This is a genomic window from Microbacterium sp. TPD7012 (genome assembly GCF_003075395.1).
In the GTDB taxonomy this organism is placed as follows: domain Bacteria; phylum Actinomycetota; class Actinomycetes; order Actinomycetales; family Microbacteriaceae; genus Microbacterium.
Genome location: NZ_QDFV01000005.1, coordinates 1 through 18030 on the forward strand (window position 1 = coordinate 1; position 18030 = coordinate 18030).

Annotated in this window: 18 protein-coding genes; 5 read left to right on the forward strand and 13 right to left on the reverse strand. The window is 69.3% G+C overall.

The annotated features are described in order from the left end of the window. On the reverse strand, positions 1–780 hold a 780-nt coding region (locus tag DC434_RS14230), incomplete at its 3' end, for an ABC transporter substrate-binding protein (RefSeq protein ID WP_133192817.1). A gap of 135 nt (positions 781–915) precedes the next feature. Between DC434_RS14230 and DC434_RS14235 the strand changes: the two genes are divergently transcribed. The 3 genes from DC434_RS14235 to purQ all read left to right on the forward strand — a co-directional run bounded on the left by DC434_RS14235 (position 916) and on the right by purQ (position 2470). Continuing rightward, positions 916–1455 carry an adenine phosphoribosyltransferase gene (locus DC434_RS14235; protein WP_116635972.1) on the forward strand — a complete coding sequence of 180 codons (540 nt, stop codon included), beginning with the start codon at positions 916–918 and terminating at the stop codon, positions 1453–1455. A gap of 62 nt (positions 1456–1517) precedes the next feature. Further along, complete coding sequence (purS, locus tag DC434_RS14240; RefSeq protein ID WP_116635973.1) at positions 1518–1766, forward strand: phosphoribosylformylglycinamidine synthase subunit PurS; 249 nt, start codon at positions 1518–1520, stop codon at positions 1764–1766. Continuing rightward, positions 1763–2470, forward strand: coding sequence for a phosphoribosylformylglycinamidine synthase subunit PurQ (gene purQ / locus DC434_RS14245; protein WP_116635974.1), 708 nt, complete (start codon positions 1763–1765; stop codon positions 2468–2470). The genes purS and purQ overlap by 4 nt, the downstream gene beginning before the upstream one ends. A 10-nt stretch (positions 2471–2480) precedes the next feature. Here purQ and DC434_RS14250 read toward each other — a convergent pair whose 3' ends face one another. Together DC434_RS14250 and DC434_RS14255 are read right to left on the reverse strand one after the other, a co-directional pair. Next, positions 2481–3740: a hypothetical protein gene (locus tag DC434_RS14250; RefSeq protein ID WP_116635975.1), complete on the reverse strand. Its 1260-nt coding sequence runs from the start codon at positions 3738–3740 to the stop codon at positions 2481–2483. A 155-nt stretch (positions 3741–3895) separates the two neighbouring features. After that, positions 3896–4324, reverse strand: a complete 429-nt coding sequence (locus DC434_RS14255) for a DUF1761 domain-containing protein (protein ID WP_116635976.1) — start codon at positions 4322–4324, stop codon at positions 3896–3898. Positions 4325–4474: 150 nt separating this feature from the next. Here DC434_RS14255 and DC434_RS14260 point away from each other — a divergent pair, with 150 nt between their 5' ends. Together DC434_RS14260 and DC434_RS14265 are read left to right on the forward strand one after the other, a co-directional pair. Next, on the forward strand, positions 4475–6136 hold the full coding sequence (locus DC434_RS14260; protein WP_116635977.1) for a glycoside hydrolase family 13 protein: 1662 nt from the start codon (positions 4475–4477) through the stop codon (positions 6134–6136). Between the two features lie 92 nt (positions 6137–6228). Further along, on the forward strand, positions 6229–7236 hold the full coding sequence (locus tag DC434_RS14265; protein WP_116635978.1) for a LacI family DNA-binding transcriptional regulator: 1008 nt from the start codon (positions 6229–6231) through the stop codon (positions 7234–7236). A 32-nt stretch (positions 7237–7268) separates the two neighbouring features. Here DC434_RS14265 and DC434_RS14270 read toward each other — a convergent pair whose 3' ends face one another. The 10 genes from DC434_RS14270 to DC434_RS14315 all read right to left on the reverse strand — a co-directional run bounded on the left by DC434_RS14270 (position 7269) and on the right by DC434_RS14315 (position 18014). Next, positions 7269–7895 (reverse strand): superoxide dismutase, encoded by a 627-nt coding sequence (locus DC434_RS14270; protein WP_116635979.1) that lies wholly within the window; start codon positions 7893–7895, stop codon positions 7269–7271. Positions 7896–7907: 12 nt separating this feature from the next. Beyond that, positions 7908–8417, reverse strand: coding sequence for a flavin reductase family protein (locus DC434_RS14275; protein ID WP_116635980.1), 510 nt, complete (start codon positions 8415–8417; stop codon positions 7908–7910). Next, positions 8414–9778: an FAD-dependent oxidoreductase gene (locus tag DC434_RS14280; RefSeq protein ID WP_116635981.1), complete on the reverse strand. Its 1365-nt coding sequence runs from the start codon at positions 9776–9778 to the stop codon at positions 8414–8416. The genes DC434_RS14275 and DC434_RS14280 overlap by 4 nt, the downstream gene beginning before the upstream one ends. After that, positions 9775–10101, reverse strand: coding sequence for a ferredoxin (gene fdxA / locus DC434_RS14285; protein ID WP_116635982.1), 327 nt, complete (start codon positions 10099–10101; stop codon positions 9775–9777). The genes DC434_RS14280 and fdxA overlap by 4 nt, the downstream gene beginning before the upstream one ends. 71 nt (positions 10102–10172) lie before the next feature. Further along, the gene (locus DC434_RS14290; protein WP_116635983.1) at positions 10173–12419 is read right to left on the reverse strand and encodes a glycoside hydrolase family 3 N-terminal domain-containing protein; all 2247 of its coding nucleotides are present in this window, start codon (positions 12417–12419) and stop codon (positions 10173–10175) included. After that, positions 12419–13522, reverse strand: coding sequence for an ABC transporter permease (locus DC434_RS14295; protein WP_207769975.1), 1104 nt, complete (start codon positions 13520–13522; stop codon positions 12419–12421). Before DC434_RS14295 ends, DC434_RS14290 begins: the two co-directional genes overlap by 1 nt. Before the next feature lies 1 nt (position 13523). Continuing rightward, a complete protein-coding gene (locus DC434_RS14300; protein WP_116635984.1) occupies positions 13524–14612 on the reverse strand; it encodes an ABC transporter permease in 1089 nt (362 codons plus the stop codon). Further along, on the reverse strand, positions 14609–15415 hold the full coding sequence (locus DC434_RS14305; RefSeq protein ID WP_116635985.1) for an ATP-binding cassette domain-containing protein: 807 nt from the start codon (positions 15413–15415) through the stop codon (positions 14609–14611). Before DC434_RS14305 ends, DC434_RS14300 begins: the two co-directional genes overlap by 4 nt. Continuing rightward, positions 15412–16236 carry an ABC transporter ATP-binding protein gene (locus tag DC434_RS14310; RefSeq protein WP_116635986.1) on the reverse strand — a complete coding sequence of 275 codons (825 nt, stop codon included), beginning with the start codon at positions 16234–16236 and terminating at the stop codon, positions 15412–15414. The genes DC434_RS14305 and DC434_RS14310 overlap by 4 nt, the downstream gene beginning before the upstream one ends. 113 nt (positions 16237–16349) lie before the next feature. After that, on the reverse strand, positions 16350–18014 hold the full coding sequence (locus DC434_RS14315) for an ABC transporter substrate-binding protein (RefSeq protein ID WP_116635987.1): 1665 nt from the start codon (positions 18012–18014) through the stop codon (positions 16350–16352). Between the last annotated feature and the right edge of the window lie 16 nt (positions 18015–18030).

The following is an 18030-nucleotide window of genomic DNA, read 5'->3' on the forward strand; positions in this document are numbered from 1 at the left end:
GTCCCAGGCGGTCTGCGCAGCGGACTGGCCGCCCTCGGTCGCGGCTCCCAGCAGCTCGAAGCGCTCCTTCAGCTCGGCGTTGTCCTCGACGTTCACCTTGCCGTCGGCGGTGTAGTAGCCCTCGTCGAGCTGGTTGACCATGGCGTTCCAGACGAAGCCGGAGTGGTCGTACCAGGCCTTGCCGGTCTTGGCCGTGTAGTCGGCGCCGACGGCGAAGTAGTTCTCCCAGTCGCCGTCGAGCAGCTGGGCCACGGACTCGCGGTCGCTGGGCAGGCCGGCGGCCTCGAACGCGGCGCCGTTGTAGCAGATGCCGCTCGGGCCGATGTCGGTGCCGTAGCCGATGACCCGGCCCTCGGCATCCGTCGCCTGGCCGTACTTCCAGTCGACCCAGTCGGCCTTGCGGTCCTCGATGCCGAAGTCGCGCAGGTCGACGAAGGTGTCGGAGACGTCCATGATGGCGCCGAGCCACCCCTCCTCGATCGCGACGATGTCGCTGAGGCCGGAGCCGGCGGCGATCTTGGTGAAGGCATCGGTACGGGCGTTGCCGCCGGTGTCGATGTTGGTCGCCTCGATCGTGACGTTCGGGTGCTCCTTCTCGTACTCGTCGTAGAGGTCTTCGTAGCCGAAGGTGCCGAACGTGGTGACGGTCAGCGTGACGTCCTCGTCGCCACTGCCGCCGGCGTCGCCGCCGGTGGCGCCGGAGCAGCCGGCCAGGGCGAGGGCGGAGACGGATGCCACGGCGGCTGCCGTCAGGATCCGGGTGCGGGCACGTGTGTTCACAGGTCACTCCTTTGTGGTGGGGGTCGCGCAGTGTGGTGCTCAGGGCGTTGTGGGAGCGCTCCCACGAACTGAGACGTCACTCTATGGGAGCGCTCCCACGGATGTCAAGCGCGACGGAGGAGGTAGCCTTGCCCGGTGCCCGAAGCCGCTCTCTCCCCCGCCCTCACCCGCGCCGCATCGCTGATCCGCAGCATCCCGGACTACCCGGAACCCGGCATCGTCTTCCGCGACATCACCCCGCTGCTCGCCGACGCCGAAGCACTTCGCGTCACCACCGAGGCGATCATCGAGCCCTTCGCCGGACAGTTCGACGTGGTCGCCGGCATCGAGGCGCGCGGCTTCATCCTCGCCGGAGCGGCCGCGATCGCGGCAGGGGTCGGCCTGATCCCGATCCGCAAGGCGGGCAAGCTGCCGCGGCCCGCGGCATCCGTCGACTACGCCCTCGAGTACGGCACCGCGACGATCGAGATGCACGACGACCTGCCCGCCGGATCCCGCGTGCTGCTCATCGACGACGTGCTCGCCACGGGCGGCACGCTCGCCGCCGGACGGGAGCTCGTCGAGCGCCTCGGCAGCCACGTCGCGGGCATCTCGGTGCTGTTCGAGATCGACGGGCTCGGCGGCCGTGCAGCCATCGGCGATCTGCACACGGTCTTCCACTCCGACCCCGCGTAGGACGAGGTGCCGGGGCCGGTAGACTGAGCGCGCCAGCCTTCCCGCGACTTCCGGAGCCGTTCATGCCCACCATCGTCGTCGACGTCATGCCCAAGTCCGAACTCCTCGACCCGCAGGGGAAGGCCGTCTCGGGCGCGTTCGCCCGCCTGGGCGTCGAGGGCTTCGCCGACGTCCGCATCGGCAAGCGCTTCGAGCTCACGGTCGAGGGCGAGGTCACCGACGAGCTGCTCGCCGAGGCGAAGCGCGTCGCCGACGAGGTGCTCTCGAACTCCGTGATCGAGGACGTGGTGGGCGTCGAGGTCGTCGAATGACCGTGCGCATCGGCGTCGTCACCTTCCCCGGCTCGCTCGACGACCGCGACGCGCAGCGCGCCGTCCGCATCGCCGGCGCCGAGCCCGTCGCCCTCTGGCACGGCTCGCACGACCTCGAGGGCGTCGACGCCCTCGTGCTGCCCGGCGGCTTCAGCTACGGCGACTACCTGCGCGCCGGAGCCATCGCCGCGCTCTCGCCGATCATGGCCGAGGTGAAGGATGCCGCGGCCAAGGGCATGCCCATCCTCGGAATCTGCAACGGCTTCCAGATGCTCGTCGAGGCGCACCTGCTGCCCGGCGGCCTGATCCGCAACGACCACCAGCACTTCGTGCGCCGCGACCAGAAGCTGGTCGTCGAGAACTCCGACACCGCCTGGACGAACGCGTTCCGCACGGGCCAGGAGATCGTCATCCCGCTGAAGAACGGCGACGGCGGCTACATCGCCGACGACGCGACGCTCGACCGCCTCGAGGGCGAGGGCCTGGTCGCGTTCCGCTACGCCGGCGTCAACCCGAACGGCTCCCTGCGCGACATCGCCGGGCTCACCAACGAGGCGGGCAACGTCGTAGGGCTGATGCCGCACCCCGAGCACGCGGTCGAGCCGGGCTTCGGCCCGGACACGGCGGTCGCGATGCGCAGCGGCATCGACGGCATCGGCTTCTTCGCGAGCGCGGTCGCCGCGGTCGCACGCGTCGCGGCGTAGAACCGCCAGGTCAGCCGGGCGGAAGGCGGAAGGGGTTGTCCCCGGCCTCCGCGAGCAGATACCAGGCGGTCGCACCCGTGTGCAGGCTCGCGTAGTACAGGTCGCCGAAGCCGGAGTCGAGGCCGTCGCTCGACGTCGCCACGATCCCCTTGCCGTCTCCGTTGAGGGCGTCGCGCTGCACCAGACGGATGCTGCTCAATAACGCCTCTGCACGATCCGCATCACCCTGCCCGCCCCGAAGCCGGAGCCCGAGCGCGAGGTTCCCCGCGCCCTCGAACCACACCTTCGAGACGTCGGTGTCGCTGATCGACGGTCCCGTGTAGGGGCCGTCGTTCGCGATCAGGTGGGCGAGCGTCCAGTCCAGCGCCGCGCCGTAGCGCGGGTCGCCGGTGCCGAGGTAGCTCCACGTCTGGGCATCCAGGGGCACGGGTCGGGTGTTGATCGTCGATCCGTCGAGGCCCGTGCCGGTGTCGACATGGCCGTCCGCGCTCTGCATCGCGGCGACGAACGCGGCGGCGACCGCTGCCCGATCCGCCCACACGGCCTCGCCGGTGAGCTGGGCCAGCTGCGCGAAGAACCCGGAGATGTCGCTGTTGTGCTCGGTCGACTTCCACGTCAGCGAGGTGCCGTCGTCCAGCTGGCCGCCCGTGTATCCGAAGGGAGCGCGGACCATGTCGGCGGTGTTCGCCTGGATCCACTCGGCGATCCGCAGTGCCCCGTCGAGGTACTTCGTCTCACCCGTCGCGTGGAACAGCCTCGCGAGGCTCATCCCGACCCAGGCCTGGTTCCCGGTGAAGGTACCGGGGCCGGTGATCTCCACCCGCCCCTGACGGATGCCGTGGGGCTCGTACGACGTGCGAACGCGGCCGTCGCCGATCGGATCCTCCTCCTGCACGAACAGCAGCGTGTCGCCGATCGCCTGCGCACGGCGGAGGTCGGCGGGCAGGCCTCGGGCCGTGTAGGCGATCACGACGAGCGCGTCGTCGTAGACGAACGACGGCGTGAAGTCCCAGCTCGGGGTGGTAAAGAATCCACCCTGATAGCTGCGGGGCAGACAGCGCCCGGCCCCGTCGCAGAACTCGTCGACACGGGCGTCGAGGAACTCGTAGGCCCGCTCCATCGACGCCGCGGCATCCGGAGCGCTCACGCCGGGCACGGGATCATCCGCCGGTTCGATGACCCCCGAGGCGGCAGGAGCCGCTCCCGCGAGCACGGCCGCGACGACGAGCGCAGCGATGACCGCCCACGGCGCGCGCGGTGAACCGGACATGCGGGCCCCTCCGTCGACATCCCGGGCCGAGTGCGCGACCCGCGGGCGACCGAGAGGTCACCAGGAAGAGCCTGACCGGTTCGTCGCGCTCCGGGAAGCGGCGAAAGTCCAGTGTTCCCGTGCCATTCGGCGAACATCGCGATCAGGGATCGCTCCTATCCCAGCGCGGGCGGCCAGACGCCGATGATGATCGCCATGACCACGACCGTGACCAGCTCGTGCGCGATGTTCAGGGTCGTGAGCCTGGTCGAGCGCCCTTCGAAGGCGTCGTGCGTGATGAAGCGGGCGGCCGTGAATCCGGCCCAGAGCGTCACGCCCGTCACGATCGTGCCCCAGAAGAACGGGCCGCCGTAGAAGTGCCAGGCGATGGCGGATGCTCCGGCGAGCACCCATGCCGTGAGGAAGCTCACGATGACCGTGGTGATGATGGGCCACATCGCCGTCGCGGCCGGCCGATCCATGTCGACGTTCGCGAGCTTCGACCAGCGCGTGCCGAACACCTTCGGGGCGTACCAGACCGAGCCGACGAGCATGCTCGACGCGGTTGCCAGCAGCACCGCCCAGTAGTTGATCTCGGGAACCATCATTGCCTCCTCGAATCGGATGCCGTCAGGCTACTCCCCTGTGGTCTCGCGGCCTGCAAGCGGCGCCGGGAGCGCGCATCCGCCCCACCCTCCGAACCGATTCGATCGCCGGTCTGGCGGGAATGTAAGCGTTTGCACTAGTCTCGTCCCATGGCACAGCTTGAACAGATCGCAGCCCCCGGTTCCGAGTGGTGGCGCAGCGCCGTCATCTACCAGATCTACCCGCGCTCCTTCGCCGACGCGTCGGGCGACGGCATCGGCGACCTGCCGGGCATCACAGCACGGCTCGACTCGCTGAAGGATCTCGGCGTCGACGCGATCTGGCTGAGTCCGTTCATGACCAGCCCCCAGCGCGATGCCGGCTACGACGTCGCCGACTACCGCGACGTCGACCCGCTCTTCGGCACCCTCGCCGACTTCGACGAGATGCTGGCCGAGGCCCATGCCCGCGGCATCCGCGTGGTCGTCGATCTCGTCCCGAACCACTCCTCGGCGCAGCACGCCTGGTTCCAGGAGGCGCTCAAGGCCGCCCCCGGAAGCCCCGAGCGTGCGCGCTACATCTTCCGCGACGGCAAGGGCGAGAACGGCGAGCTCCCGCCGAACAACTGGGAGTCCGTGTTCGGCGGCGGCATGTGGGAGCGCATCGTCGAAGCCGACGGCACTCCCGGCCAGTGGTACCTGCACATCTTCGACCCCACGCAGCCCGACTTCGACTGGAACAACGAAGAGGTGCGCGAGGAGTTCCGCTCGATCCTGCGCTTCTGGCTCGACCGCGGTGTCGACGGGTTCCGCGTCGACGTCGCGCACGGCATGATCAAGGCCGACGGCCTGCCCGACTACACGCCCCCGGCCGACGCCGACTCGATGGGCGGCGGCGAGGCGAACGTGCCGTACTGGGGCCAGGACGGCGTGCACGACATCTACCGCGACTGGCACGAGGTGCTCGCCGAGTACGACGGCGACCGCGCACTCTGCGGCGAGGCCTGGATGCCGACGCTGAAGCAGACCGCTCTCTGGGTGCGCCCCGACGAGATGCACCAGACGTTCAACTTCCCGTATCTCATGACCCCGTGGGACGCGAAGGAGCTCGGCGATGTCATCCGCGAGTCGCTCGACGCGTTCGGCGCGGTCGGCGCCCCCAGCACCTGGGTGCTCTCGAACCACGACGTCGTGCGTCACGCGAGCCGGCTCGCGCTGACGGCCGACAACCCGCAGGGCGAGGGCATCGGACCGAACACGCCCGACAAGCCCGACACGGCGATCGGACTGGCACGCGCCCGCGCGGCGACCACCCTGATGCTGGCCCTCCCCGGCTCCGCGTATCTCTACCAGGGCGAGGAGCTCGGTCTCCCCGAGGCGATGGAGATCCCCGACGCGTTCCGGCAGGACCCGACCTGGTTCCGCACGAACGGCGAGCGCTACGGACGCGACGGATGCCGCGTGCCGCTGCCCTGGACCGCAGAGGGCACCGCCTTCGGGTTCAACGACACCGGGGCATCCTGGCTGCCGCAGCCGGCCGACTGGGCGACCTACGCGCGGGATGTCGAAGAGGCCGATCCGACGTCGACGCTGTCGCTGTACAAGCAGCTGCTGGCGGCACGACGCGAGCACGGCTTCGGCAGCGGCTCGCTCGTGTGGGAGGACGCGGGAACAGATGCCGTGGCCTTCCGCCGCGGCGACGTGCACGTGGTCGCGAACCTCGGCACCGCCCCGCTCGAACTGCCCGCCGGCGCGAAGGTGGTGCTGTCGAGCCGGCCGTTCGACGGCACCTCGCTGCCCGTCGACACGGCGGCCTGGTACACGACGGCCTGATCACCCTTCCGTTCCGGTCGCGATTTCTCACCGAGAGCCACCCGCCGAGGGTGAGAAACTGCGACCGGAACAGGATCCGACGGAGGAACCGCATGGCGAGCATCGATGAGGTGGCCCGGCTCGCCGGGGTCTCCACGGCGACCGTCTCGCGCGCTCTGAGCGGCCGCGGGCAGGTCTCCGCGTCCGCCAGGGAGCGTGTGCAGGCGGCGGCGCAGACGCTCGGCTACGTCGTCTCCTCGCGGGCCTCGAGCCTCGCCTCGGGGCGCACGCGGAACATCGGCGTCGTGGTGCCGTTCCTCGACCGCTGGTTCTTCAGCACCGTGCTGTCCGGGGTCTCGGCCGCTCTGATGCGCGAGGGCTACGACATCACGCTCTACAACATCACCGCCGACAAGGACGTGCGTCGGCACGTGTTCGACACGTTCCTGCGCCGTCAGCGGGTGGATGCCGTGATCGCGGTGTCGATCGAGCTCGACGAGGACGAGACGCAGTACCTGCTCGAGCTCGGACTCCCGGTCATCGCGATCGGCGGACCGAACCCGAAGCTCGACACCCTGACGGTCGACGACGTCGCCGTGGCGCAGCTGGCCACCGAGCACCTCATCGGACTCGGCCACACCGACATCGCGCACATCGGGGCGAACCCCGAGTTCGACCTCGACTTCCATATCCCGACCAACCGACGACTGGGTTTCGAGCGGGCGCTGGCGAAGGCCGGCATCCCCCTCAACCCCGCCTTCCTGGAGCCCGCGGACTTCACGGTCGAGGGTGGCTATCGGGCGGCCAAGCAGCTGCTCGGCCGCCCGGGGCCCCGCCCGACCGCCGTGTTCGCCGCATCCGACGAGATGGCGATCGGTGCGCTTCTCGCTGCCCGCGACCTGGGCTTCGGCGTGCCGGACGACCTGTCGATCGTAGGCATCGACGGGCATGAGCTCGGGGAGTTCTTCCGACTCACGACCGTCGACCAGTTCCCGCTCGGCCAGGGGGAGCGAGCGGCGGATGCCGTGCTCGCGAAGCTCTCCGAGCCGGATGCCGTGCGCATCCCGGCCGCCCTGCCGTACGAGCTGAACGTGCGCGGGACGACCGCCCGACTCGTCTGAGCTGTTCCGCCGACCCGGCAGAAGCGGTCAGGTCATGATGCGACGATGAGGCCCTTCGCGGCGCGGGCGGTCTCGAAGCGGCGCTGCACGTCGGGCCAGTTCACGAGCTCCCAGAACGCCTTCACGTAGTCGGCGCGCACGTTGAGGTAGTCGAGGTAGTAGGCGTGCTCCCACACGTCGAGCTGCAGAAGCGGCGTCACGCCGAGCGGGGCATTGCCCTGCTGGTCGAACAGCTGGAAGATCACCGGTCGCGCTCCCACGGAATCCCAGGCGAGAACGGCCCAGCCCGAGCCCTGCACGCCGAGCGCGGTGGCGGTGAAGTGCGCGCGGAAGGCATCGATCGACCCGAACGCGTCGACGAGCGCGGCTTCGAGCTCGCCCTCGGGAGCCCCGCCGCCCTCGGGCGAGAGGTTCTGCCAGAACACCGAGTGGTTGATGTGGCCGCCGAGGTTGAACGCGAGGTCCTTCTCGAGCTTGTTCACGTTCGCGAGGTCGCCGGCGCTGCGTGCGGTCGCGAGCTGCTCGAGTGCGGTGTTCGCGCCGGTGACGTAGGCCTGGTGGTGCTTCGAGTGGTGCAGCTCCATGATCTTGCCGGAGATGTGCGGCTCGAGAGCGGAGTAGTCGTACGGGAGCTCGGGGAGCGTGTAGAGAGCGGACATGATGTCTTCCTTTCAGAGGTGGGTGTCGTGCGGCAGCGGATGGAAGCGGCGGTCGAGGTAGACGAGCGGCCGCCCGGCGGTTCCGGGAAGCACCTCGAGCACCTCGGCGATGACCACGGTCGACGAGCCGACCGGGACGGTCTGGATGGGGCGGCAGCGCAGCGCGACGCGGGCTCCGGCGAGGTGCGGCTCACCGGTCGGGAGCGTCGCCCATCCCTGCTCCGTCGTGAAGCGCTCGGAGCCGCTGACCGCGAACGTCTGCGCGAGAGCGGAGTGCTCGTCGTCGATGAGGTGCACGACGAAGGAGTCGGCTGCGAGGATCGCGCCGGCGGAGCCGGTCGCCCGGGTCACCGAGAACACGATCGCGGCGGGGTCGACGGCCACCGAGGCGACGCTCGACGCCGTGAGCCCGACCGGCCCCGCCGGGGTGCTCGCCGTGATGATCGCCACACCGGCGGGATGTGTGCGGAAGGCCGCCTTGAGCCCGTCGCCGACCGGCGTGGGCACGGGTGCCGTGCTCATCGAGCGACCTCCATCCGCTGCCCCTGCCTGGCGTGCGCGAGCATCTCCGAGCGATCGACGATCTTGGTGCGCTCGCGTCCTCGTTCGGCTCCGGCACCGCGCTCCGCGGCGTCGATCCGCAGCCAGCCGTCGAGATCGACGGCGCGCGCGAGGTGAGCGATCGGGTCGTCGTCGCGGTCCTCGCGTGCGACGTCGGCGACCGCGAGATCGTCCACGAGGTGGGAGACCGTCTGCGCGGCATCCGATTTGGTCGAGCCGATGAGACCGACCGGACCCCGCTTGATCCAGCCGGTGGCGTAGAGCCGCGGAACGGGTGACCCGTCGACATCCACGACGCGGCCCTCGACATGCGGCACGACGCCCGGATCTGCGGCGAACGGCACCCCGGGAACCGGCGACGACCGATATCCCACAGCACGGTAGACGGCCCCGACGTCGTAGCGCAGCAGCTCCCCGGTGCCGACCATGCGGCCCAGCTCGTCGGATGCCGTGCGCTCCATCTCGATCCCGGTGACCCGGTCGCTGCCGAGCAGCCGGACCGGACGCTGCCGCAGATGCAGGTGGATGCGGCGTGAGCCGGTGCGGCTCGCGGGATCGAGCGCGGCCCATTCGGTCAGGGTGCGCACGATGATGCGACGCTGCGTGAACTGCGCCATCATCCGCTCGGCGTGCGCGTCGAGCGCGAGCTCCTCGGGGTCGACGATCACATCGACGTCCTCCTGATCGGCGAGCTCGCGCAGCTCCATCGCGGAGAAGCGCACGTCGGCGGGACCGCGTCGGGCGAAGAGGTGGACGTCGCGCAACGGGCTCGCAGCGAGCCCGTCGAGCACCGCGTCCGGGGTATCGGTGCGCATCAGCGCCGATGCGGGCTTGGCGAGGATCCTCGTCACATCGAGCGCGACATTGCCTGCGCCGAGCACGGCGACCGACTCGGCCGTGAGCGGCCAGATGCGCGTCGTGTCCGGGTGGCCGTCGTACCAGGCGACGAACTCCGCGGCACCGAACGATCCCGGCAGGTCGATGCCGGGGATGTCGAGGGCGACGTCGAGGTCGGCGCCCGTCGCGATGATCACACCGTCGTAGGCTGCGCGGAGTGCGTCGACGGTGACATCGACACCGATCTCTACGTTGCACCGCAGCCGGATCCGGGGGTTCACGAGCACGTCGTGCAGCGCATCGGTGATCCTGCGGATGCGCGGGTGGTCGGGGGCGACGCCGTACCGGACCAGGCCGTACGGTGCGGGGAGCTTCTCGAAGAGGTCGATCGAGGCGTGCGGCACGCGCCCGAGCAGGATGTCGGCGGCGTAGATGCCCGCGGGTCCCGCCCCGACGATGGCGATGCGCGGTTCGGTGATGGTCATGCGTGCGCCTCCTGGGGTGGAAGGACGGCGACGACGGGGTGGTCGAACGACAGCATCCCCGTCTTGGCGGCGCCTCCCGGCGATCCGATGTCGTCGAAGAACTCGACGTTGGCCTTGTAGTAGTCCTGCCATTCGCCGGGCAGGTCGTCTTCGTAGTAGATCGCCTCGACCGGGCACACCGGCTCGCAGGCACCGCAGTCGACGCACTCGTCCGGATGGATGTACAGGGAGCGTTCACCCTCGTAGATGCAGTCGACGGGGCATTCGTCGATGCAGGCCTTGTCCTTCACGTCGACGCACGGCAGGGCGATGACATAGGTCATCGGGTGGTCTTCGTCCGGGTCACAATGTCACGGTAAAACCTCAACTGCACTTGAGGTCAAATCGGCGCGGCTCAGGCCACCTCGAACCCGGCGGTCAGCAGCACCTCGTCCCGCGACGACGGTCCCACCAGCAGCTCGAACGCCCCCGGCTCGACGACGCGGATGCCGGCGGCATCCACGATCGTGCAGTCGGCGACCGGCAGCTCCAGCCGCACCCGCACCGACTCGCCCGACTCGATGTCGACCTGGCGGTAGGTCTTGAGCTCCTTGTCGGTCCAGCTCACGCTGGTCACGGCATCCCGCACGTACACCTGCACGGTCTCGCGCACCGGGCGCTCCCCCGTGTTCGTCACGGTGATGTGCCCGACGATCGTGTCGTCCACCGCCAGCGCTGGCGACTCGAGCGCGAGGTCGGAGTACTCGACCGTCGTGTACGACCGCCCTTCCCCGAACGCCCAGGCGGGCGCCTGGGTGAGGTCGGCGTAGCGATCGCCGTGCTGCCCGCGGATCTGGTTGTAGTACGTCGGCTGCTGACCCACATGCTGCGCGAACGAGATCGGCAGGCGCCCCGAGGGCTCGACGGCTCCGGAGATGATCTCGGCGAGCGCGCGCCCGCCCTGCATCCCCGGGTTCGCCGCCCAGATCACGGCGGCCGCCCGCTGCACGGATGCCGGCAGCACGAGCGGCTTCGACGCGAGAAGCACCACGACCACGGGCTTGCCCGTCGCGATCACCGCGTCGAGCAGGGCGATCTGCCCGCCGATGAGCTCGAGCGTCGCGGTCGATCGCCCTTCGCCGACGAGCTCGATACGGTCGCCCACGACGGCGACGACCACATCGGAGGCGGATGCCGCCGCGACGGCCTCAGCGATCAGAGCCTCATCCGGCGCGCACGGCTTCACCACCGGCGGTCGCGGCTGGTGGTCCGGGAAGAACGCGCCCTGCGGGTCCTCCTCCAGGGTGAGGATGTCGGCGCCGCGGGCGTAGGAGACGTTCCAGTCGTCGATGCCCTCCAGTCCGTCGCGGACGGTCGTGATCATGTCGCGCGGCTGCCCGTCGAGCCAGCCGGCCTGTCCCGACCCTCCCGCCCAGTCGCCGAGCTGCGTCTGCGCGTCGTCGGCGAGCGGGCCGACGACCGCGACCCGGAGCGAAGCGGTGGCGTCGAGCGGCAGCACGCCGTCGTTCTCGAGCAGCACGATCGAGCGGCGGGCCGTCTCGAGATTCAGCTCCGCGTGCGCAGCGCTGCCGACGACGGCATCCAGCTCCGCTCCCGGGAGCCGCGGGTCCTCGAAGAGCCCCAGCTCGAACTTCAGCGTGAGGATCCGCGCGGCCGCGGCGTCGAAGGCGTCCTCCGCGAGAAGCCCCTGCGCCACGGCATCCAGAGCACCCTCGAAGAATCCGGGTGTCGTCATGATCATGTCGTTCCCGGCCCGCACCGCCGCCGCGGCGGCGTGCGCGATGTCGGGCTGGATGCGCTGCTCCCAGACCATGCGCCCGACGTTGTCCCAGTCGGTGATGAGCGTCCCCGTGTAGCCCCACTCGCCGCGCAGCACATCGCTGAGCAGCCACTCGTTGGTCGTGATCGGCACCCCGTCCATGGTCTGGTACCCGAGCATGAACGACCGGCAGCCCTCACGGGCGACCCGCTCGAACGGCGGGAGGAACCAGGACCGGAGCTTCCGTCGGGAGATGTCCGCCTCGCTCGCGTCCCGCCCGCCCTGCGTCTCGGAGTAGCCGGCGAAGTGCTTGGCCGTCGCGAGGATCGCGGTGGGATCGTCGAGACCGTCGCCCTGATAGCCGCGCACCATGGCACTGGCGAGCTCGCCGATGAGGAACGGGTCCTCGCCGAAGGTCTCGCTCACCCGTCCCCAGCGCAGATCGCGCGAGATGCAGAGCACCGGCGAGAACGTCCAGTGGATGCCGGTGACGGCGACCTCCTCCGCCGTCGCGCGGGCGACGCGCTCGAGCAGACCGGCATCCCACGACGCCGCCATGCCGAGCTGCGTGGGATAGATCGTCGCACCGGGCCAGAACGAGTGGCCGTGGATGCAGTCCTCGGCGACGAGCAGCGGGATCCGCAGGCGGGTCTCGGCCGTCAGCTCGTTCGCCCGCAGGATGCGCTCCGGCGAGGTGTGCAGGATGGACCCTGCCTGTCGGCGCAGGATGTGGTCGTCGAGATCGTCGCGTGCGTCGAGCTGCAGCATCTGCCCGATCTTCTCCTCCAGCGTCATCCGGTCGAGGAGATCGGCGACGCGCTCGGGGATCGGCAGTGCGGGGTCGCGGTACGGGAGGGTGGTCGTCAGCGTGGGAGAGGTCATCACTTCGTGTTCTGTGTCTTCGTCATGTTCGTCGTGTTCGGAGACGACGCGGTCTTCGGGGAGGTCGGGATGCTCCGCACGGCGGTGACCGCGTCGTTCACGTTGAGGCCCTTCTTCTTCATGGCCCTGGCCCGCTCGCCTGCCGAGCGCAGGCGCGGGTTGACGTACTCGTCGATCCCGAAGTTGATGAGCGAGAGCGCGACGCCGATGATGGCGATGCAGAGACCTGCGGGAACGTACCACCACCACAGCCGGGGGAACGCGCCGTTCTGCTGGGCCCAGAACAGGATCGTGCCCCAGTTCAGGTTGCTCACCGGGATCACGCCGATGAAGGCGAGCGTGGTGAGGCCCAGGATCGCAGCGGTCACGGTTCCGACGAAGCTCGACGCGATGAGCGCCATGAGGTTCGGCAGCATCTCGACGGTGATGATGCGGCGCAGGGGCTCGCCGTTCGCGCGCGCCGCCTGGATGAAGTCGCGATTGCGCAGCGACATCGTCTGCGCGCGCAGCACTCTCGCGCCCCACGCCCATCCGGTCAGGCCGAGGACGGCGGCGATCACGATCAGCGGCGGGTTCTCGAACTGCGACGCGATGATGATGATCAGCGGGATGCCGGGGATCACCAGGAACACGTTGGTCAGCGCCGAGAGAGACTCGCTCTTCCAGCCGCGCACGTAGCCGGAGATGACCCCGATCGTGATCGCGATGACCGTGGCGATGGCGGCGGAGAGGAAGCCGACGACGATCACGCCGCGGGTGCCGAAGATGATCTGGCTGAGCACGTCCTCGCCCATGTGGGTGGTGCCGAGCCAGTGCTCGAACGACGGCGGCTGCCGCAGCGCCGAGCGGTCCTTCTCGGTCGCGCCGTAGGGGGCGATCCAGTCGGCGAGGATCGCGACGAGGACGAACACACCGAGGATGATGAGCCCGGCGATCGACTTGCGGTTGCGGAACATCGCGAACGCCTGCGCGAGCTGCGAGCGGAAGGTGCGCTGCTCCGGAGGGACGGATGCCGGCGCACGCAGGGTCGCTGTCTCCGGCATCCCCGAGACGACCGGCGATCCGTCGGGGGCGGTGGTTCCGGCGGTGGTGGGAACGGTCATCTCAGGCCTCCGTCTGACGAGTGCGCGGGTCGAGGTAGGCGTACACGACATCGGCGAGGATGTTCGCGACGAGCACCGACAGCGTGATCACGAGGAACACGCCCTGCATGAGCGCATAGTCCTTGGCGTTGGTGGCGTCGAGCAGCAGCTTGCCGACACCGGGGTAGCTGAAGACCATCTCCATCACGATCGTGCCGCCGACGATGAAGCCGATCGAGAGGGCGAAGCTCTGGATCTGCGGCAGCACGGCGTTGCGGGCGGCGTAGGCCCACAGCACGCGGCGGTTCGGCATGCCCTTCGCCTGCGCGACGGTGATGTAGTCCTCGTCGAGCACGGTCAGCATCATGTTGCGCATGCCGAGCATCCATCCGCCCAGCGAGGCGATGATGATGGTCAGCGCCGGGAGGGTTCCGTGCATGATCACCTGGCCGATGAAGTCGAGGCTCCACTCCGGCGACTGTCCCTTGTCGTAGGCGTGCGAGGAGGGGAACCACTTCAGCGTCGAGGAGAAGATCGCGATCGCGATGAGGCCGAGCCAGAAGTACGGGATGGTGTTGAAGAACGTGGTGATGGGGATCAGCGCGTCGAGCCTGCTGCCGCGCCGCCAGCCGACGATGGCACCGCCGATCGTGCCGATCGCGAACGAGATGATCGTGGCGAGTCCGACCAGGCCGAGCGTCCACGGCAGCGCCGCCGACAGCACCTCGCCGACCGGGCGCAGACCGTGCAGGGTCGAGATGCCCAGATCGCCGCGGAACAGCATGCCCCAGTACTCGAGGTACTGCTGCCAGATCGACTTGTCGGTGTCGATGCCGAGCAGGATGCGGAGCGAGTCGGCGGCCTCCGGGCTCACGTTGCGGTTGCGCGCGAGGTACGAGCTCACCGCGTCGCCCTTCATGAAGCGCGGCAGGAAGAAGTTGATCGTGAGCGCGGCCCAGAGGGTGAAGAGGTAGAAGACGGCGCGCCCGGCGAAGAACCGCCAGGGCACCGGTCGGCGGGTGCGCTCGGCGGTCGTCGCCGTCGTGCCGACCTCGAGGGCGTCTTTCGCGACGAGATCGTTGTCGTCGAGCTGGGGGAATGCCGTGCTCACAGTGCACCTCCGGTCGATGCGGCCGAGGCGAAGTGCTTCTCCGGGTCGGGGGATGCCGCGCGCAGCTCGCGGGTGTACGGATTCTGGGGGTTGAGGATGACGTCGTCGGCGGTGCCGTACTCCACGACCCGCCCCTGGTTGAGCACCATGATCTCGTCGCTGAAGTGCCGGGCGGTGGCGAGATCGTGGGTGATGTAGAGCACGCCGAGCCCCTCCTCGCGCTGCAGGTCGGCGAGCAGGGTCAGCACGCCGAGACGGATGGAGACGTCGAGCATCGACACCGGCTCGTCGGCGACGAGCAGCGACGGGCGCGAGGCGAGCGCGCGGGCGATGGCGACGCGCTGGCGCTGGCCGCCGGAGAGCTCGTGCGGGCGGCGGTCGATCACGGCATCAGCATCGAGGCGCACCCGGGCGAGCAGACGACGGACCTCGGCGTCGGTGTCCTTCTTCGGCACGACGGCGTCGAGTCTGATGGGCCGCTCGAGGTGATAGCGGATCGAGTGGTACGGGTTGAGCGAGGCGAAGGGATCCTGGAAGACCATGCGCAGCTGCTGCCGGTAGCGCCGCAATCCCCTGCCACGACGCGGGATCGGCTGCCCGTCGAGCAGCACCTCGCCGCTGGTGGGCGTCTCGAGCTGCGTGAGGATCTTCGCGATGGTCGACTTGCCGCTGCCGGACTGGCCGACGAGGCCGATCGTCCGCCCCGAGGTCAGCGTGAAGCTGACGTCGTCGAGCGCCTTGATGCGTCCGGCACCGCGGACGTTGTAGCTCTTCGTGACGCCGCGGAACTCGAGCGTGGTCATCGGACCAGCACCCCTCTCTCCCCGGTCAGCCGGGGGAACGACGACAGCAGGGTCCTCGTGTACTCGTGCTGCGGACGCCGCCAGATCTCCTCGGCGCTCGCGAGCTCGATGATGCGTCCCTCGCGCATGATCGCGATCCGGTCGCTGATCTCGAGGAGCAGGGGGAGGTCGTGGGTGATGAAGATCACCGAGAAGCCGAACTCGTGACGCAGCTGGGAGATCTGCTTGATGATCTCGCGCTGCACCAGCACATCGAGCGCGGTGGTCGGCTCGTCCATCACCATGAGCTGGGGCCGCAGCGCGAGGGCCATGGCGATCATCACGCGCTGGCGCATGCCGCCGGAGAGCTCGTGCGGGAACGACCTCATGCGCTGTCGTCCGACCTTCACGATCTCGAGCAGCTCCTCGGCCTCGGCCCGGCGCTGGCGGCGGTTCATCCCCGGGCGATGGATCTCGAAGACGTCCTCGAGCTGGGAGCCGATCGTGTCGACCGGGTTGAGGGCGTTCATCGCCCCCTGGAACACCATCGAGACCTTGTCCCAGCGGAAGCGCTGCATCGCGTCGACGTCGAGGGCGTTGATGTCGACGTCGTCGCCGGAGACATCGTGGAAGATGACGTCTCCGCCGGTGATGACGGCCGGCGCGCGCAGCAGGCGCTGCACGCCGTACGCGAGCGTGGTCTTGCCGCATCCGCTCTCGCCGGCGAGTCCGAGGATCTCGCCGCGCTGCAGTTCGAGGGTGACATCGGTCACCGCCTCGACCGGAGGATCGACGTCGTACACGACCGAGAAGTCGCGCACGGAGAGGAGGGGGTCTGACATGGTGTGTGTCCTTCATCGATCAGAGGGGGAGGCGCCGACCCTTCGACAGGCTCAGGGACCCATTGCTGGGTGGCTGAGCCTGTCGAAGCCGCCGACGCTCCCCGTCGGATGCGTTACTCGGCGGGCTTCAGCTTCGTGAGGATCTGCACGATGTTCTGCTGCGTCGGGTCGGCCGACGCGTACGGGTCCTCCTCCGACGGCCAGCCCACGTAGTTCCGCGTGTTGAACTCGCCGAGCAGCGGGTGCGCACCCAGCGGGATCGCCGGAACCTGCTCGACGAAGATCTTCTGCATGGTGTCGAGGGCCGCCGTGCGCTCCTCATCGGATGCCGCGTTCGCGTAGGTGTTCAGCGCCTCCGTCGCGGCCGGGTCCTCGAAGCGTCCGAAGTTGAAGCCGGCGATGCCGTCGGGCGAGATCCAGCGCGGGTCCATCGTCGAGGTGTACAGACCGTAGGCGGTGCCGCTGTCCTCGAGCCAGTGGATGATCGCCGAGAACGAGCCGTCGTCGCGCGGGCCCTGCCAGCCGCCCCAGTCGGGCATGTCGATCTTCACCTCGGCGCCGATGGACTCGGAGACGTCTTCGGCGATCAGCTCCTGCGCGGTGTTCCAGTCGCTCCATCCGGAGGGAACCGAGAGCGTGAACGAGACGGGCGTGCCGTCGGGGTCGATGAGCGCATCGCCGCTCCACGTGTAGCCGGCTGCTTCGAGCACGCCGCGGGCCTTCTCGGCATCCACCGAGTAGTCCTTGCCCTGGAACTCGGGCTGGATCTCGTCCTCGAGGATCGAGGAGAGTCCGGTGACCGACCAGACCGGCTCGCTCGCACCCTCACGGGCGATGTCGACGTAGGCGTCGCGGTCGATCACCCAGGCGAGGGCCTGACGGAACGCGGGGTCGTCGAACGGCTTCTGGTGCAGGTTCATGAAGAGCGTCGCGGATCCGGTCGTCGGCGCAGCCCAGAACTTGTTGTGCTCGGGGTCGGCGGAGAGGAACTGCTCCTCGATCTGCGGGATGAACGCCTGCGCCCAGTCGGCTTCGCCCTGGGCGAGCGCGGTGGTCAGCGCGGTGTTGTCGCCGTACGAGACGTAGTGCAGCTCGGGCACGGCCAGGTCGCCGCCCCAGTAGTCGTCGCGCGCCTCGAGGGTGACCGACTCGGTCGACCAGTTCGACAGCGCGTACGGGCCGGTGCCGACCAGGTCGTCGCCCTTGACGGGGTTCGTTGCCGGATCGTCGAGGTTCTCCCAGATGTGCTTGGGGACGATCGGCACGTGCAGCACGCGGGCCTGGTTGACGAACTTCGACTGGCCGAAGGTCAGGGTGACGGCGTCGCCCTCGACCGTCGCACCCTCGAACTGCAGGCCGGCGGTGTCGAGCGCCGGGGTGGAGACGAGCTCGTACGTGAAGACGATGTCGTCGGCGGTGAACGGCTCGCCATCGCTCCAGGTGACGTCCTTGCGCGGGACCACGGTGACCGCGGTGTAGTCGTCGTTCCATTCGATGCTCTCGGCCAGCCACGGGGTGACCTCGCGGTCGCCGGTCTGGTTGACGAGGCCGAGCGTCTCGAAGATGACCTTGCCGTAGCCGTACTTCGAGGCGGACGAGTCGCCGACGAACGGGTTGTTCGACTCGGTGGTGATCGCGCCGTCGGGCTTCGCGATGGTGAGGGAGGCCGAATCGCCGGAGCCGGCGTCGTCGTTTCCGCCGGCGGAGCAGCCCGCGAGGGCTGAGATTCCGAGGGCGGTGATCGCCGTGACGGCGATCAGGGATTTCCTGAGCTTCATTGCTTCTCCTTGGGCA

Coding starts and splice junctions, on each gene's coding strand:
- DC434_RS14250 (WP_116635975.1), bottom strand. CDS start 3,740: ATGTCCGGTTCACCGCGCGCGCCGTGGGCGGTCATCGCTGCGCTCGTC.
- DC434_RS14295 (WP_207769975.1), bottom strand. CDS start 13,522: ATGACCGTTCCCACCACCGCCGGAACCACCGCCCCCGACGGATCGCCG.
- DC434_RS14280 (WP_116635981.1), bottom strand. CDS start 9,778: ATGACCATCACCGAACCGCGCATCGCCATCGTCGGGGCGGGACCCGCG.
- purS (WP_116635973.1), top strand. CDS start 1,518: ATGCCCACCATCGTCGTCGACGTCATGCCCAAGTCCGAACTCCTCGAC.
- fdxA (WP_116635982.1), bottom strand. CDS start 10,101: ATGACCTATGTCATCGCCCTGCCGTGCGTCGACGTGAAGGACAAGGCC.
- DC434_RS14290 (WP_116635983.1), bottom strand. CDS start 12,419: ATGACCTCTCCCACGCTGACGACCACCCTCCCGTACCGCGACCCCGCA.
- DC434_RS14265 (WP_116635978.1), top strand. CDS start 6,229: ATGGCGAGCATCGATGAGGTGGCCCGGCTCGCCGGGGTCTCCACGGCG.
- DC434_RS14315 (WP_116635987.1), bottom strand. CDS start 18,014: ATGAAGCTCAGGAAATCCCTGATCGCCGTCACGGCGATCACCGCCCTC.
- purQ (WP_116635974.1), top strand. CDS start 1,763: ATGACCGTGCGCATCGGCGTCGTCACCTTCCCCGGCTCGCTCGACGAC.
- DC434_RS14270 (WP_116635979.1), bottom strand. CDS start 7,895: ATGTCCGCTCTCTACACGCTCCCCGAGCTCCCGTACGACTACTCCGCT.
- DC434_RS14260 (WP_116635977.1), top strand. CDS start 4,475: ATGGCACAGCTTGAACAGATCGCAGCCCCCGGTTCCGAGTGGTGGCGC.
- DC434_RS14255 (WP_116635976.1), bottom strand. CDS start 4,324: ATGGTTCCCGAGATCAACTACTGGGCGGTGCTGCTGGCAACCGCGTCG.
- DC434_RS14310 (WP_116635986.1), bottom strand. CDS start 16,236: ATGTCAGACCCCCTCCTCTCCGTGCGCGACTTCTCGGTCGTGTACGAC.
- DC434_RS14305 (WP_116635985.1), bottom strand. CDS start 15,415: ATGACCACGCTCGAGTTCCGCGGCGTCACGAAGAGCTACAACGTCCGC.
- DC434_RS14275 (WP_116635980.1), bottom strand. CDS start 8,417: ATGAGCACGGCACCCGTGCCCACGCCGGTCGGCGACGGGCTCAAGGCG.